The following is a 16165-nucleotide window of genomic DNA, read 5'->3' on the forward strand; positions in this document are numbered from 1 at the left end:
AAGGTCGCTTTACCGCAAGGCGCCCGAGGCGCGCAATTGCTCTGCGCCCTCTTTATCGTACCACCAGAAATCAAGGTACCCCAAGGCATAGGCCGGAATCTCCTCGGGGTGGTCGTATTGATCGTAGTAGGCGACCCAATAGCTGTCATTATACCATGTGGGAATCATGAAGAATTCGTGCCGCAGCGCCCGGTCAAGCGCCATAAGGGCCGCGTCTTCTTCCTCGGCTGTTTCAGCGTCTAGCGAGGCTTCGATGATCGCGTCCACCATCGGGCTGGCCAGACCAGCAGGGTTAAAGAGCGAGAATTCAGCCGCCTCAGACCCATAGCGTTGCGACAACCCCGTACCGGTGCCAAGGAAGGCCGCGTAGGCATCATAGATCATGTCGTAATCGCGATCACGCTCGCGGGCAGTGTATTGCGAACTGTCCACCTTCTCGAGCCGGGCATCGATCCCGATAGATGTCAGATTGCCCACGAAATTCTCAATCACGGCAGAAATCGTTGGAGAGCCGGAGGAGTTCATTAGGAAGTTCAGTCGCAGCGGCTCACCCGCCTCGTTGACGCGCATGCCGTTCTGCACAGTCCAGCCGGCCTCTTCGAGCAGCTTTGATGCCTGCCGCGCATTGCGGCGATCTAGCAAGCGACTGGCGTCAGAGGAATGCGGTACGACGGCAGGCTCGGAAAGCAACTCAGCGGGTACCAGATCACCAAGGCTTTCCAGCAGCGCCAGCTCCGCCCCTTCAGGCGCGCCTTGGGCCATCAGCGGTGTGTCTTGGGTAAAGGAGGCGCGGTGATTGAACAGCCCGTATTGCAGCGACTCGTTCGTCCACTCAAAGTTAAACATCAGCGCCACGGCTTCGCGCACGGCACGGTCCTGCAGCGCCTCACGTCCAAGGTTGAAGATGATCCCCGATGGCGTGGGCGGAGAACCGTCAGGCAGTTCCGCTTTCACAATATCGCCGTCGCTCACCTTGGAAAAGTCATATCCCGTCGCCCATTTCTTGGAATCGCCCTCAGCCCGGAAGGTGTATTCGCCTGCCTTGAACGCCTCAAATGCTGAGGTGTCATCGCTGATGATCTCAAGTCGGATACGATCAAAATTCATCCGCCCGCGGTTTATCGGCAGGTCTTTCCCCCAATAGTCGGGATTGCGTTTCAGTACGATCCGTTTGGTCAGGTCGACGCTTTCCACCATATAGGCACCCGATCCGGGGGGCGGGTCCATCCAGCTGTCTTTCAGGCCATTGCCGGTCTCTTCAAACCACGCTTTCGGCCATGCAGGCACGCCGCCTACCGTCTCAATCAAGCTGCGGCGCGAGATGCCGTCGGCAAAGGTGAATTTGACAGTGTGATCGTCCAACGCCTCAACCTTTGGGATGCGTTTGCGCACCGCGTCGGCGTAGGATTTCAGCCCTTCGTCTAACAGTAAGTTATGCGAGAATACGATGTCATGCGCAGTGACGGGTGTGCCGTCCGAAAACTGCGCCTCGGGGCGCATGTTGAAGATCACCCATGATTTATCTTCAGGATACTCAAGACTTTCGCACAGCAGGCAATAGCTCTCGCCATAGACATCTGCGGGCAGTGGCTCTCCGCTTGGCGCTTCGCCCAAAAGGCTCTCAAAGCCAAAGATCGAAAACAGATGCGCGCGGCCCTTGCCGGAATATGGGTTCATTGAATCGAGCGTGCCGACGAAGGGCAGCGAAATCTCACCCCCTTTGGGGGCATCGGGGTTCACATAGTCGAAATGCTCAAAATCCGCCGGGTATGTCAGATCGCCGTAAAAGGAATACCCGTGGCTTTTGATGACCTTCTGCTCCTGCGCCGCTGCTGAACTCGCCAGCAAAACAAGCACCGAGACCGTCATCGTCGTTAACCATAGTGGAAGGGGGGCAAGGGCCGATGGACGGGTCGCGGCGCGGGTCTGGGCACGGGGCATAGGGCACTCCTTGGCGTGGCATAGTCCGGATCGTAGCGTCATGTAGGCTAACGCTGTGACGCGCCAAGATACAAGTTGCGAATATGTAAGGTTTGGGCCCAGCGGCGGTGTGCCGCGGATGGCGCGATGCGCCCCCCGCCTCAGTTAGATCACTGGACAGCCTGTTTCTTAGTCTGCATGGCGACATGATACCATTGGAACCATTGCCACGGCTATCCACAGATCTGTGATCGCCGCCTAATATCGGGGAGGGCCGCGCGATCGCTGCCGCGCCGCCCCCTCGCGTTAATTACCGTCGATCGTTCGGATCAATGCGTTGATCTCATCCGCCAGCACGTCTGGGTGATCTTCGGGGGTAAAATGCTTGCCCTCCGCAATCCGGCGCAGCGGCGCGTTCAAATCTTTCGCCAAGCGCTCACCATATTCGATCTTTTGGAAATCATCCGCCGCCCCCCAGACGATCCGCGCCGGGATATTAAGTGTAGGAAGCTTGTCTGCGATGGCCTTTGTATCTTCCACATCCAATGACTGCGCTTGCCGCACAAATGCCTCTGCCTCTCCGTGGCGGGCGTAGTGCGGTGCGTGCGCGTCAAAGGCGGCCTCTGCGGCAGCGTCGGTCTCATGGCCTTTCGAAAACATCGTTTTTAGCAGTTGGTGGAATGAACCATCTGGCGCATGTTTCGTCACGCTGCCGGTTGTGGCCACCGCGCTGACCAACGGTACGGGCCATGAATCATAGCTGATCGCGTTGGTCAGCAGCAGCCCGCTAACCATTTCAGGGTGGTGCACCGCTGCGATCTGCGCAACGCCGCCGCCAAGGTCATGGGCGGCAAGCACCGCACGATCAATGCCTTGGTCGCGCATCCATGCGACCAAGTAATCCGCCTGTGCTGAAACCGAAATATCGCGTCCTTCGCCCTGCGGGATTGACGCGCCATAGCCCGGCATTTCCCAAGCAAGAGCACGTCGGCCCTGAATTTTCGGCGCAACATCGCGCCAAAGTGCGGGGCATGTGGGGATGCCGTGGAGCAGGATGACAGGACCACCCGCCCCCATCTCTTCCCAACGCATTTCGATTCCATCGACCGTAGATGTGTGACTTTGCATGGCGCGTCTCCTTTCGGTGTGGACGTTTCATTGCCCAACACCTGCCAAAAGAAGTCGTTCCACCCGCCAAAAACGCAAAAGCCGCCCCTTGGGGCGGCTTTCACGCACGCATTGCAGCGTGGAATTAGTTGGAAACGCTTTGCAGGTAGGCGATCACGTCAGCGCGGTCTTCGACTTTACGCAGACCGGCGAAACCCATGGTGGTGCCGGGAGCATAGCCTTTGGGGCTCGTAAGGAAGGCGCTCAGCTCTTCCGGGGTCCAGCTTCCGTCGATCGAGGTCAGCGCGCCGGAATACCCGAAACCGTCAACCGAGGCGATATCGCGGTCGACAACACCGTCAAGGTGCGGACCAACGGCGTTGGAGCCATCGACCTTGTGGCAAGCGGCGCATTTGCGGAACACTTTGGACCCGCTGTCGGCATCGGCTTCGGCCATCACGGCGGTAAAGTCGATCTCTTCGCCGCCTTCGTCACCACCGGCATCGGCCACTTCGATCACATAGGACGCTTCCCCATGTGCATCGGCGTGGTAAATCTCTTCACCCGCCCATTTGCCCAGCAGAAGCACCAACCAGGCGCCGAATACGCCGGCTGCGATTTTTGTCAGGGTCATTGTATCGAACATGCGTCAGGGTCCATCACTTGGTATTGGTACCATGGGCGGGCCATGGTTCTTGGCATCGTTGCCCGCGTATCTATTGCTTTCCCTTGGCGCAGGCAAGGTGTAGTTACCGCGACCAATTGCCCTTCCCCGCGCCTTTTGCAGCAGGATACGATCCATGACCCCCCAGACCACGCCCCGCATCGCCTTTCAGGGGGCCCTTGGCTCCTATAGTCATGAGGCTTGCATTCGCGCTTGCCCCGACATGGAACCGGTGCCGTGCCAATCGTTCGAAGGGGTTTTTCGCGCGGTTAGCGAGGGTCGTGCGGATCTGGCGATGTTGCCCGTGGAAAACACCACATACGGGCGCGTGGCTGATATTCACCGTCTGCTGCCCGAAAGCGGGCTGCATATCATCGGCGAGGCCTTTGTGCGGGTGCGCATCGCCTTGATGGCCCGCCCCGGTGTGGCACTGGAAGACATCAAACATGTTCGCGCGCATCTGGTGTTGCTGCCCCAGGCCCGCAGCTTCTTGCAAGAACACGGCATCACGTCCGAGCCAGCCGCTGATTCCGCCGGGGCCGCCGCCGAACTGGCCGCCACCGAGGGCTGCACCGATGGGGTGCTGGCCGGTGAGGTCGCGGCAGAGATAAACGGCCTTAACGTGCTGGCCAGCGACATTGAGGATATGGACCACAACACCACCCGCTTCTTGCTGATGGCGCCCGAGATCGATCTCAGCCGCAGGGCCGAGCGGATGCTGACCACCTTTGTCTTTGAGGTGCGCAACATCCCCGCCGCGCTTTACAAGGCGATGGGAGGGTTCGCGACCAACGGGGTCAACATGACCAAGCTCGAGAGCTATATGGTCGGCGGGTCATTCACCGCGACGCAGTTCTACGCCGATATCGAAGGCCACCCCGAAGACCCAGCCGTCAAACGCGCACTGGATGAACTGGGCTACTTTACCAATATGCTGAAAATTCTAGGCGCCTATCCCGCCCATCCCGACCGAGGCGCACCGACCGGGATGTGACACGCGCGGGTTTAGGCCTGAATGCTGCGGGCGTGGCGTTCTTCCATGCCCCGAGCATAATCAGCCACGCGTTCTTTGTATTTCTTGTTCAAGGTCGTCTTGGCCAACTTTAGCGATTGCACCCATAGCCGCGACGAGAGGTTCAAAGGTTTGATCTCTAGCGCCACCAGCACCCGCGTGCTGTTGCGCGACAGGGACATCAGCTCAAACGACATCTGCCCGGCCAGACCCTGCGACATGCTGTCGATCACCATCTCGTTGGGCCGGTCAAAACTGACCATCTCAAGCGTTAACTCCCGACGCTTGCCGCGCAGGGGAAAAACCGCATTCCATGTCATGCCAACGCCGGGCTTGGGCATGGTATCAACGCGCTGCACCTCGGCCCCGCGCCGCATGGCGGACCGCTCAAAGCTCTCAAAGTCACACAGCATGTCAAATACCGCTTCAATCGGCGCTTCGACATCTTCTTTGGTCGAGAATTTCATTACGTCCGTTCCAATTCTTCTGCTCGTATTGTTCGTCAAAACCGTGGTGACGGCGGGGCCTGTTAACGCAGTGTATCCGCAAGCCAGTTTTCCAGCAAGAAATGCGCGATGGCTCCGCGCCGGGCGGGCATCAGGCGCGGATGGCTGCCGGCAAAAACGTCCATCATCTCTTCTCGGGTAACCCAAAGCGCGTCTTCGATCTCAACCGGGTCGATGGTCAGCTCACGGCTGAGAGCTTCGCCAGCGCAGCCCAGCATCAACGACGCCGGGAAAGGCCACGGCTGGCTTGAAAGGTAATCCACCGCGCCGACCTGTACGCCCGCTTCTTCAAAAACCTCACGGCGTACGGCAGCCTCAACCGTCTCGCCTGGTTCAACAAAGCCCGCAAGCAGTGAATACATCCCTTCGGGCCAGCCGGGGGAGCGGCCCATAAGAACGGAATTTCCATGCGTGATCAGCATGATAACCACCGGGTCAGTGCGCGGGAAATGCGCGGCACCGCAATTTGGGCAGACCCGCTGCCAACCGCCCTGCGCCAGATCGGTCGCGCAGCCGCAGCGCGCGCAATGGCGGTGGGTTTCGTGCCAGCCGAGGATCGCCTTGCCGCTGGCAGCCAGTTCGGCATCGCGCGGATCGAGCCATGTCATCACCCTGCGCAACTCGGCGAATGCCATGTCATCGCCCAGCAGTGGATGGCGCTGCTCGCTGGGGTCGAGGAAGGCACCCAGTTGCGATTGATCCAGATCGGCAGGCTGCCAGTTGGAGAGATCGACCGCAAACCGCGCCGCTCCGTCCTCGCGGCCCAGCAAGATCGCTGAGCCATCGGCCTCCTTCAACGCCGGGTGGTCCAGAGGCAGCCGCACCAAGGCGGCAGGACGTTCGGGCGCTATCAAAGGTTTGCCGCGCCAAAAAACGATGGCCCGCGCCGCAGGGTCGGCCCGGAGCTGTTCCAGCGCTTCGGCATTACCGCGCAGCTCGCCCGCACGATCCAGCGCTGAGCCTCCAAAAGTTACCGTTTCCGCATGACGCATGGCGCTCTCCTGACGCGGGTTTTCCGCTTTGGGCCAAGCCATGCCACAGCGCGCGCAATCTAGGCAATCCCACCCCCACTTGCCACGAGGTTGTATTGTGCTTACTTAAAAACACTTTAAAGTTGTGTAATTTTAACAAGTGATTACTTTTTCGGTGGACAGACGCTGCTCATATGCTTCAGCCGGTGCAGATCCTCCTGTAGGAACCACCCCGGCTGAAGCACGTCTACGCATTCTCGCCACCACCGATTTACACATGCAAATCGTTGGGCATGATTATGTCAGTGACCGTTCTGTGGGGCATCATGGGTTGGCGGGCATCGCCACGCTTATTCGCACCGCCCGGCAAGAGGCCGCAGCACAAGGTGCCGCTTGCGTTTTGCTGGACAACGGTGATCTGCTGCAGGGCAATGCGATGGGTGACCAACTGGCGCAGATGGCCGTATCCCCCGCACACCCCGTCATCGCCTGTTTGAATCACTTGCGGTATGACGCCATTGGCCTGGGCAATCATGACCTCGACCATGGGCTGCCGTATCTCCGCACAGTTGCGGGCGCGCTTGACATGCCGCTGGTATCGACCAACCTGCATCTGACCGAACCCGGCCCATTGCGTCACTGGGCCATCGCCACTTGCCCCCTGCCGATGGCAGATCACCCTACGGCTCCAACGCTACAGATTGGCCTGCTTTCCGTGCTGCCAACCAAGACGGAAATTTGGAACCGTGATGTTTTGGAAGGCCAAGCCAAAATCACCTGCGCGCTGGAAAGCCTTCGGTCCGCGGTGCCAAAATTGCGGGCAGCGGGGGCTGATCTGATCGTCCTGCTGGCCCATATGGGCATCGCACATAAAGACGAGGCCAAAGTCGAAGAAGACATCTGCGCCTTGGCTCAGGTCGACGGGATCGACGCGGTCATCACCGGCCACACGCACCGCCGGTTTCCCGGGCCGGATCATTCCGAAGGCAGCGGTGTGGACGCACAGGCCGGGACGCTTTCACTGAAACCCGCTGCAATGCCGGGCTTTGGCGGGTCTGATCTGGCTGTTCTTGATCTTGCACTTAACCGTGATGCGCAGGGTCGATGGAGCGTATTGAGCCACGAAAGCCGCCTGCGCTGTAACACCGTCAACACCCTAGCCGACCCCGTTGTGCTGAGTGCCGCACGGCCAAACCACATCGCCATCCGCGCGCAATTGGAAGAAGTCGTCGGCCATACCGACATTGCGCTGCACAACTTCTTTGCGCTTGCCATGCCCACCGCCATTGACGCACTGACCGCCCGCGCGCAGGCCAAGGTGATACGCGAAGGGGTCGCTGGTACGCCCGACAGCGATCTTCCCATCCTCGTCGCAACAGCCGCCCATACGGCAGGGGGGCGTGCTGGGCCGGGACATTTTTTACATATCCCGCCCGGACCGGTACAGCGCCGCCATATCTCCGGACTTGTCCCCTATCGCAACGAAGTCTGGGCGCTGCGCGTCACGGGTGCTGATCTTCGTCAGTGGTTGGAGACTGCGGCAGAGGTTTTTGCCCCGCTGGGGACCGTCGCGGGACCGCTGATTGATCCACACCGCCCGCCCTACCACTTTGATACGATTCACGGTGTAACCTATGAGATCAACCTGCGCCGCCCGCGGGGCGACCGCATTACCGCCCTGTCATGGCAAAGCGTGCCAGTGTCGGCAAAGCAGAGATTTCTATTGGCCACGAACCAGTTTCGCGCAGCCGGAGGGGGGGGATTCGATTGCGCGCCCAAGGCCACTGTGGTGCTGCGCAATCCAATGCCATTGTCGGAGGCGCTGATCACCACCCTCGCCGATCCAAACGCCGTCCTCTGGCCCGATGCCCCGCCATGGCGATTCAGCGCTGTAGGCGCGCAAGCGATCCTACATACCACTCCCGCCGCGCTGCCCTTCATCAAAGAGATCGCGCATCTCTCCCCGAATCCCGGCGGAACAACGCCCTTAGGTTTTGCAGAGGTACGGCTTCATCTGTGAGGCTTGCACTTTGGTCCTCTCCCTCCTATATGGGCATTGAGAGGTTGGTGCGGGCAGGCGCCTCGCCAACCCGGTCAGATCCGGAAGGAAGCAGCCGTAACGAGCCCCGCTTGGGTCGTTATCAGCCTCTCACCCAAGCACTATTGTGCAGCAATGGTGCGAGCCCCGGCAGACGCTTCGCAGAAACGATGAGAGGGGCAAACAGCCAAACTGCCGCCACTCAGAACGATGTCCCAGTTCGCCACATTAAAGCGCTCGCCGCTTTTGCTGGCCATGCCGCACCTCGATAACCCTATTGGGACGGGCTCCCCCCTTACCCCATCACAACCGATCCGCCTTAAACGTATCACACTGCGCCATCTCGCCGCTTTCATAGCCGCGCTCGAACCAACGCGCGCGTTGCTCTGATGTGCCATGGGTAAAGGTATGCGGCTGCGGCACTTGACCGGCCTGACGCTGCAAGTGATCATCGCCGATCATCCGCGCTGCGTTCAATGCCTCTTGCAGATCGCCTTTTTCCATCAACCCTTCGACGTTCGACGCCCAGATCCCCGAAAAACAATCGGCCATCAACTCAAGCCGCACAGTCAACGCATTGGCCTCAACTTCAGAAGATTGTTGACGCATCTGGGCCACTTGCGGGAGAACGCCAATCTCATTCTGAACATGGTGCGCAACCTCATGGGCGATCACATAGGCAGCGGCGAAGTCACCCTCGGCCCCAAGCCTCTGATCTAGGGTGCGGAAAAACGCGGTGTCGAGATAGGCCATCTTGTCCGCCGGGCAGTAGAACGGCCCCGTAGCACCTGACGCCCCGCCACAGGCACTTTGGGTCACATTCTCAAAAACCACCAGCTTTGGCGGGGTATATGTCTCTCCCAACTGCTCTTGGAACACACGAGCCCAGACCTGTTCGGTGGTGGTTAACACGCGGGCTACGAAATCAACTTGCGGGTCTTCGCTATCACTCAGCGGGCGGGATTGCTGCACCTGCCCCCCACCTTGACCGTTCAACAGCGGGGTCACGTCAATTCCCGTAAAATAGCCGATTGCCAGCACCGCCAAGACGCCGACCAGACCCAGACCGCCTGCCTTGCCCGCCCCACCGCTGCGGCGAATGACATTCTTGCTCCGCCCAATTCCCCGCAAACGCATTAACCGTCCCCCACTATGTCAAAGTTTATTGCCACATGAACGCGCAAAGAGCAGATTGGTTCAATGACTGATAAAAACGATCTCGCTGAGAACCGCACGGATTGGGCCGAAGACCGCACGATCCTTGCCAATGAACGCACATTTGCAGGCTGGATGCGCACCGGCATGGCTGCCGTGGCCGTGGCGATTGGTCTGCGTGCCGTTTTTGGTGAGTTTGAACCTACGTGGGTGGCGAAAGCCGTGGCGTCGGTCTTCATCATAGCCGCCCTCTATGTCTATTGGGCCGCGCAGGCCTCGGCGGCGAAAACCCAAAAGCGGCTGAGCGACCATCACGCCCACGCCCAGCCCAACAGCCGCATGAAAATCTTGGCCGCGTTCCTTGCTTTTGCCTCAACTGGCGTCGGCGTGATCCTTTGGATGCTCTGACCCTCCCGCAAGCACGGTAGACGCCACGGCGCTGAGCGCCTAGTTTACGGCCTTGACCGAATCCGATCTGGGGCACCATGACAGATACATCCGCCTACCGCGTTCTGGCCCGCAAATACCGGCCCGAAACCTTTGCCGATCTCGTCGGCCAAGACGCCATGGTGCGCACGCTCAAGAACGCTTTTGCCGCCGACCGGATCGCGCAGGCGTTCGTGATGACGGGCATCCGCGGCACTGGCAAAACGACCACCGCGCGGATCATCGCCAAAGGGATGAACTGCATCGGGCCAGACGGCAATGGCGGGCCGACGACTGATCCTTGCGGCGTCTGCGAACATTGCACCGCGATTATGGAAGGCCGCCACGTCGACGTGATGGAGATGGACGCCGCCTCGAACACCGGTGTCGCCAACATTCGCGAGATCATCGATTCGGTGCATTACCGCGCGGCCTCGGCCCGTTACAAAGTCTATATTATCGACGAAGTGCACATGCTCTCCACCGGTGCGTTCAACGCGCTGCTAAAGACGTTGGAAGAGCCGCCCGAACACGTCAAATTCATCTTCGCCACCACCGAGATTCGCAAGGTGCCGGTGACGGTGCTGTCGCGCTGCCAGCGCTTTGACCTGCGCCGGATTGAGCCCGAAGTGATGATCGCCCTGCTGCGCAAGATCGCGACGGCAGAGACTGCCGAGATCACCGACGACGCTCTCGCGCTCATCACCCGCGCTGCCGAAGGCTCGGCTCGCGACGCGACCTCGCTGCTGGATCAGGCCATTAGCCACGGCGCGGGCGAAACGGGGGCCGAACAGGTGCGCGCCATGCTGGGGCTGGCAGACCGGGGCCGGGTGCTGGACCTTTTCGACATGGTGCTGCGTGGCGATGCCGGTGCCGCGCTGACCGAACTTTCGGCGCAATATGCCGACGGGGCCGACCCGATGGCGGTGCTGCGCGATCTGGCCGAGATCACCCATTGGGTCTCAGTCGTGAAAATCACCCCCGACGCCGCCGAAGACCCCACAATCGCCCCCGAAGAACGCGCCCGCGGCCAACAAATGGCCGAAACCCTGCCGATGCGGGTGCTGACCCGGCTGTGGCAAATGCTGCTGAAGGCGCTGGACGAAGTCGCCGCCGCCCCCAACGCGATGATGGCCGCCGAAATGGCCGTGATCCGCCTGACCCATGTGGCCGATCTGCCCTCACCCGAGGAACTGGTGCGCAAACTGCAAAACAGCAGCCCGCCCCCTGCCCCCGCTGGCGGTGGTGGTGGCGGCAATGGCGCGGCTCAGGGCAGCACCGGCGCGCAGGCCGTGCACCACGCGCAGCAGCGTATGGCGTCAAACCCCGGACCGCAGGGGCAGACCACCGCCTTGGCGCAAGACTTGGACGCCGCGCTCGCCCGTTTCCCGACATTTGAACATGTGATCGAGCTGATCCGCGTGAATCGCGATGTGAAACTGCTCGTTGAGGTCGAGACCTGCGTCCAGCTTGCGGCTTACCAACCCGGTCGCATCGAATTTGTCCCCACCGACGATGCGCCCCGCGATCTGGCGCAGCGGCTGGGGCAAAAGCTGCAACTCTGGACCGGCAACCGCTGGGCGGTGTCGCTGGTCAACGAGGGCGGCGCCGAAACCATCGCGCAGATCCGAGATGCACGCGAACTGGCGCTTAAGAAACAGGCCGAAGACCACCCGATGATGCAGGCCGTGCTGGCACAGTTCCCCAAGGCCCGCATCACCGCGATCCGCACCCCCGAAGACATCGCCGCCGCCGCCACGGCAGAGGCGCTGCCAGAGGTCGAAGACGAATGGGATCCGTTCGAGGACGGTTGATCCACGCCCCCTCACGCCACATATAAATGACAACACAATAAGGAGACCCCAGATGCTCAAGGGATTAGGCGGCCTCGGCGATATGGCCGGGATGATGAAAAAAGCTCAGGAAATGCAGGGCAAGATGGCCGAACTGCAAGAAGAGATGCACAACATCACCGTTGAAGGTGAATCAGGTGCGGGCCTCGTTAAGGCGACATGCTCCGCCAAGGGCGAGTTGAAGGGGCTCGATATCGACCCGTCGATCTTTAACAAAGACGAAAAAGAAGTGGTCGAAGACCTGATCCTCGCCGCCATCAAAGACGCGCAGAGCAAAGCCTCTGAACGTGCGCAGGCTGAGATGAGCAAGCTGACCGAAGGCATGGGCCTGCCCGCAGGTATGAAACTGCCCTTCTAAACGGATGGGGCGGAAACGCCCCTCCCCCTTCCCCCACAGGTGCCATTCTTGAGCTCTACCCGCGACATTGACGCCCTGATTGAGCTGATGGCGAAACTGCCCGGGCTTGGCCCCCGCTCGGCTCGGCGCGCGGTGCTGCATCTGATCCGCAAACGCGCGCTGTTGCTGACGCCTCTGTCCGACCTGATGCAGACCGTCGCCGCCACGGCGCGGGAATGTCTGAACTGCGGCAACGTGGGCACCGCTGATATCTGTGACATCTGCACCTCTGAAAAACGCGCGAATGGCGAGCTTTGCGTGGTCGAAGACGTGGCCGATCTCTGGGCGATGGAACGCTCTGGCGTGTTCAAGGGCCGCTATCATGTGCTGGGCGGCACGCTTTCAGCGCTGGATGCCATCGGCCCGCAAGAATTGCGCATTCCGCGCTTGGTGGACCGGATCGATACAGAAAGCGTGACAGAGGTGATCCTCGCGCTCAACGCCACTATCGACGGCCAAACCACAGCGCATTACATCGCGGATCAGTTGGAGGGCCGGGTGCGGCTCACGTCGCTCGCGCAGGGCGTACCGATTGGTGGGGAGTTGGATTACCTCGACGATGGGACGATCACGGCCGCGATGCAGGCGCGTAAATCAATTTAATCACCACTAGAATCAAAGCGGGCCGCCCGCTCCTCCCAAAGCAGACGACCCTTTTCCGTGGCGACGCAGAGCGTGCTTTAGAGCACGATCACATCAAGCGGCGGAAATCCATTGAACCCAACCGAACTGTAGGAACTTGTGTAGGCTCCGCAAGCGCGAATCATCACTTTATCGCCATCGCGCAGGGCCAAAGGCAGGTGAATGGGTCGTTTTTCGTAAAGAATGTCAGCCGAATCGCAGGAGGGGCCAGCCAGAACGCAGGGTCCGGTCTCTTCGCCGCCATGCGGTGTGACGATCTGATAGCGAATCGCTTCGCCCTCAGTTTCGGCCAGACCTGAGAAGCGCCCGATATCCAGATAGACCCAGCGGTGCAGATCATCCGCGGATTTACGGCTCACCAGCATGACTTCGGCAGCGATGTGACCGGCCTCGGCCACCAGACCACGGCCCGGCTCCGCCATCACTTGCGGCACGTCGCCAAAGCGGGCTTTGACGGCGCGCATCACAGCGGCAGCATAGGCGCGGGGCGCTTCGATGCTTTCGCCGTAGAAGGCTGGGAAGCCGCCGCCGAGGTTCAGCAGTTGCAGGTCATGGCCATCCGCACGCGCGGCGTGCCACAGCGGCGCGACTTGATCCAACACCGGGTTCCAGAACTCCGCCTTGCGGGTTTGCGAGCCGACGTGGAATGACAGGCCGAAAGGCACAAGGCCCACGGCAACCGCGTGGTTCAGCAGCGCAGGCAGCGCGGAACCGGCACAGCCGAATTTCCGGCTAAGCGGCCAGTCTGCCATGGAGTTTTCAACGATCAAGCGCAGGTAGACCCGCGCGCCCGGTGCATGGGCGGCGATTTTGTCGAGTTCGGCTTCGCTGTCGGCCGCGAACAGGGTCACGCCAGCGGTATGCGCGAAAGCGATGTCGGAGGCGCGTTTGATGGTGTTGCCGAAGGAGATGTTTTCCGGCTTCGCACCTTGGCTGAGGCAAAGCTCAATCTCGGCACGTGATGCTGCGTCAAAGCCAGAGCCCTTTTTGACCAGCAGACGGATGATTTCTGGCGCCGGGTTCGCCTTCACCGCGTAGTGGATATGCGCCTCGCCCAGCCCTTTGTGCAGCGCGTCATATTGCACGGCGACGCGGTCGCGGCTGATCACCAGCGTTGGTTTATCAAAGCTGTTGGCAGCGATATAGGCGGCAGCCGGATCGGCGAATGCAGTGGATGCGGTGCGCAGGGCACCGGGTACTGTAGCGTTCATGGTCATCTCCAAAGAGCAGGTGGGGCTGGTTCCCCGCGTGTCGTTTCAAGAGACGTTACCGTCGCTACATAAACGCGGGTCAGTCAGAGTAGGAACTGACCGGCCAGAGGCGCGTGCGTTGGCGTCTGTAATGCGCCACATACGCCGTTTTGGGATTCGTACAAGGGGTAAAATTACCCCTGATGCAGATTGTTAGTTTTGCTCGTCTTCCCAGTTACTGCCGATTGGGTCACGGTCTCTTTTTCGTTCTTCTTTGATCATATCTTTAGTTTCCTTTTCCTCCTCACGGTCGGCACTCTCGGGATCGCTTTCAGCGGCTTCGGTTTCGGCCAAGGCCAGCACAAACCACATCGGGAAGTGATCCGAGCCGATCTTATCAAGCCGGTCCATTTCCAGCAGACGAAACTGCGGATCATGGAACAGGTGATCCAACGGCCAGCGCATCCAAGGCATCGTTGCGCTAAAGGTATTGTACATGCCGCGCCCCACGCGTGGATCCAAAAGGCCCGAAAGCCGCTGGAATCGGCGCGTCGTCGTGGACCACGCCACGTCATTCAGATCGCCTGTCACCACGGCAGGCAGCGAGTCTTTCTCAGCTTCGATACCGACCATCGCAATCTCGCTGTCGCGGCCCTTTGTGTCATGCTCAATCACTGGCGGCTCGGGGTGCACAACATAGAGGCGGAAATCTTCTCCCACAGGCAAATGCACCCGGGCGCGGATCGACGGCACCTCACGCGTTACCAATTCACGGACCTCCACCTCAGACAGCGGCAGCTTAGACATGACACACAGCCCATAGCCATTATCGAGCGGTGCATCGATGCGCTGGTCATAATTCTTACCCAGCCCGTCGTCTAAGGCGTCAATCCAATCCTGATCTACTTCGATGGCCATGAAGATATCCGGCACGCGTGCCTCAACAAGGGCAATAAGTTTGCCATAGTCGCGGTTAGATTTCTTGACGTTCGCAGCGACCAGACTGAACTGTCGGTCCGTCTCTCTGCGCAATTCCGGTGACGCAGCCAACGATTGCTTGTGCCAAATCGGGGTGAATTTGATGATATATAGGGACTGAAGCGCAGCCACGCCCAGCATCAGCGCGATACCCACAATGCCGGAGGGGGTCGTCGCGCCCTGTGTTAGTGCAATAGCTGCAGCCAGCAGCAATGCGAAACCTAGAAATTGCTCGCGGGGAAATGCCAGCCCTCGGATCGCACCGAACGGCAGCTTGCTCAGGGGCAGAAGACTGCACAGGATCAGCAACGCCGCCAACCCCCAAATTGCCCAATCCAATGCCGTTTCCAAACTCATCCCCCAGCGCGATGCGCCCATATTTTAAATACAAAACAGGGCGTCGGAGAAACCGACGCCCTGTTACTTTAACACATCCTTGTGGCGAAAGTTCCTTCCGCCACACCGCCCTGAGGGGGCTTAACCCTTGGCCTTATCCTCGGCATCGTCATCTTCTTCGGTGCTGTCGGGCAGCGAGAAGAAGCTGTCGGCATCTGAGTAATCGCCCTTCGAGTGATCTTCTTCATCGTCATCCGTGCTGTTGCCGGAGAGGGTGAATGTTTCCAGACCTTCAATGGCCGTTGGGATCTTGGGCTCGTTATCCATGCCAAGGCTCTGCTCTGTCGACACCAGCTTGCGGCGCTCGTCGTCGTTCATCACTTCGCCCGCGGCGGCCTTTTTCGCGGCAGCCTTTTGCACGGCAGCATCAAGTTCGGATTGTTTGCACAGGCCAAGAGCAACCGGATCGATCGGCTGGATGTTGGAGATATTCCAATGCGTGCGCTCGCGAATCGCTTGGATCGTCGGCTTGGTGGTGCCCACCAGCTTGCTGACCTGACCATCGCTAAGTTCGGGGTGGAACTTGACCAACCACAAGATCGACGCAGGGCGGTCCTGACGTTTGCTGAGCGGCGTGTAACGCGGGCCACGGCGTTTTTCTTCGCCTTCAGCAGCAGCGTTGAACTTGAGCTTCAGCTTGTGCATCGGGTTGTCTTGCGCCGCGTCAATTTCTTCTTGCGTCAGCTGGTTGTTGGCAACCGGGTCAAACCCTTTCACACCCTGTGCAACGTCGCCATCGGCGATGCCCTGCACTTCCAACTCATGCATGCCGACGAAATCGGCGATCTGCTTGAAGCTGATGGTGGTGTTGTCCACGAGCCAAACGGCGGTGGCTTTGGCCATAATCGGTTTTGCCATGTCACTCTCCTAAAAACGCAATTTTCCCGTCGCCTGAAAGGCTGTCCTGTCT

At 59.9% G+C, this 16165-nt stretch carries 15 protein-coding genes and 1 other RNA gene; 7 read left to right on the top strand and 9 right to left on the bottom strand.

Translation table 11 applies throughout. The annotated features are described in order from the left end of the window. Positions 1–9: 9 nt before the first annotated feature. The 3 genes from DSM110093_RS15580 to DSM110093_RS15590 all read right to left on the bottom strand — a co-directional run bounded on the left by DSM110093_RS15580 (position 10) and on the right by DSM110093_RS15590 (position 3673). The gene (locus tag DSM110093_RS15580; protein ID WP_243265927.1) at positions 10–1941 is read right to left on the bottom strand and encodes an extracellular solute-binding protein; all 1932 of its coding nucleotides are present in this window, start codon (positions 1939–1941) and stop codon (positions 10–12) included. 285 nt (positions 1942–2226) lie between these two features. Next, the gene (locus DSM110093_RS15585) at positions 2227–3048 is read right to left on the bottom strand and encodes an alpha/beta hydrolase (protein WP_243265928.1); all 822 of its coding nucleotides are present in this window, start codon (positions 3046–3048) and stop codon (positions 2227–2229) included. Positions 3049–3172: 124 nt separating this feature from the next. Further along, positions 3173–3673 carry a cytochrome c family protein gene (locus tag DSM110093_RS15590; RefSeq protein ID WP_243265929.1) on the bottom strand — a complete coding sequence of 167 codons (501 nt, stop codon included), beginning with the start codon at positions 3671–3673 and terminating at the stop codon, positions 3173–3175. A 154-nt stretch (positions 3674–3827) separates the two neighbouring features. On the opposite strand from DSM110093_RS15590, the gene DSM110093_RS15595 reads away from it, so the two are divergent. Further along, a complete protein-coding gene (locus DSM110093_RS15595; protein ID WP_243265930.1) occupies positions 3828–4685 on the top strand; it encodes a prephenate dehydratase in 858 nt (285 codons plus the stop codon). A gap of 11 nt (positions 4686–4696) precedes the next feature. Here DSM110093_RS15595 and DSM110093_RS15600 read toward each other — a convergent pair whose 3' ends face one another. Together DSM110093_RS15600 and nudC are read right to left on the bottom strand one after the other, a co-directional pair. Further along, positions 4697–5170: an SRPBCC family protein gene (locus tag DSM110093_RS15600; RefSeq protein ID WP_243265931.1), complete on the bottom strand. Its 474-nt coding sequence runs from the start codon at positions 5168–5170 to the stop codon at positions 4697–4699. 62 nt (positions 5171–5232) lie between these two features. After that, a complete protein-coding gene (gene nudC, locus DSM110093_RS15605; RefSeq protein ID WP_243265932.1) occupies positions 5233–6201 on the bottom strand; it encodes an NAD(+) diphosphatase in 969 nt (322 codons plus the stop codon). 256 nt (positions 6202–6457) lie between these two features. Between nudC and DSM110093_RS15610 the strand changes: the two genes are divergently transcribed. Together DSM110093_RS15610 and ffs are read left to right on the top strand one after the other, a co-directional pair. Then, positions 6458–8200, top strand: a complete 1743-nt coding sequence (locus DSM110093_RS15610) for a 5'-nucleotidase C-terminal domain-containing protein (protein WP_243265933.1) — start codon at positions 6458–6460, stop codon at positions 8198–8200. A 37-nt stretch (positions 8201–8237) separates the two neighbouring features. Next, positions 8238–8335: signal recognition particle sRNA small type (gene ffs, locus DSM110093_RS15615), an RNA gene on the top strand. 186 nt (positions 8336–8521) lie between these two features. Here the strand turns inward: ffs and DSM110093_RS15620 are convergent. Continuing rightward, the gene (locus tag DSM110093_RS15620; RefSeq protein WP_243265934.1) at positions 8522–9355 is read right to left on the bottom strand and encodes a neutral zinc metallopeptidase; all 834 of its coding nucleotides are present in this window, start codon (positions 9353–9355) and stop codon (positions 8522–8524) included. A gap of 63 nt (positions 9356–9418) precedes the next feature. On the opposite strand from DSM110093_RS15620, the gene DSM110093_RS15625 reads away from it, so the two are divergent. The 4 genes from DSM110093_RS15625 to recR all read left to right on the top strand — a co-directional run bounded on the left by DSM110093_RS15625 (position 9419) and on the right by recR (position 12652). After that, on the top strand, positions 9419–9781 hold the full coding sequence (locus tag DSM110093_RS15625; RefSeq protein ID WP_243265935.1) for a DUF202 domain-containing protein: 363 nt from the start codon (positions 9419–9421) through the stop codon (positions 9779–9781). A gap of 77 nt (positions 9782–9858) precedes the next feature. After that, the gene (locus DSM110093_RS15630) at positions 9859–11613 is read left to right on the top strand and encodes a DNA polymerase III subunit gamma/tau (RefSeq protein ID WP_243265936.1); all 1755 of its coding nucleotides are present in this window, start codon (positions 9859–9861) and stop codon (positions 11611–11613) included. Between the two features lie 52 nt (positions 11614–11665). Further along, the gene (locus DSM110093_RS15635) at positions 11666–12010 is read left to right on the top strand and encodes a YbaB/EbfC family nucleoid-associated protein (RefSeq protein WP_007118099.1); all 345 of its coding nucleotides are present in this window, start codon (positions 11666–11668) and stop codon (positions 12008–12010) included. Positions 12011–12058: 48 nt separating this feature from the next. Beyond that, positions 12059–12652: a recombination mediator RecR gene (recR, locus tag DSM110093_RS15640; RefSeq protein WP_243265937.1), complete on the top strand. Its 594-nt coding sequence runs from the start codon at positions 12059–12061 to the stop codon at positions 12650–12652. Between the two features lie 77 nt (positions 12653–12729). On the opposite strand, the gene DSM110093_RS15645 is transcribed toward recR, so the two are convergent. The 3 genes from DSM110093_RS15645 to DSM110093_RS15655 all read right to left on the bottom strand — a co-directional run bounded on the left by DSM110093_RS15645 (position 12730) and on the right by DSM110093_RS15655 (position 16113). Beyond that, the gene (locus DSM110093_RS15645; protein ID WP_243265938.1) at positions 12730–13908 is read right to left on the bottom strand and encodes a type III PLP-dependent enzyme; all 1179 of its coding nucleotides are present in this window, start codon (positions 13906–13908) and stop codon (positions 12730–12732) included. 186 nt (positions 13909–14094) lie between these two features. After that, positions 14095–15216: an endonuclease/exonuclease/phosphatase family protein gene (locus DSM110093_RS15650; protein ID WP_243265939.1), complete on the bottom strand. Its 1122-nt coding sequence runs from the start codon at positions 15214–15216 to the stop codon at positions 14095–14097. A 120-nt stretch (positions 15217–15336) separates the two neighbouring features. Beyond that, positions 15337–16113, bottom strand: coding sequence for a DUF1013 domain-containing protein (locus DSM110093_RS15655; RefSeq protein WP_093927346.1), 777 nt, complete (start codon positions 16111–16113; stop codon positions 15337–15339). Between the last annotated feature and the right edge of the window lie 52 nt (positions 16114–16165).

Source organism: Sulfitobacter sp. DSM 110093 (assembly GCF_022788715.1).
GTDB lineage: Bacteria > Pseudomonadota > Alphaproteobacteria > Rhodobacterales > Rhodobacteraceae > Sulfitobacter.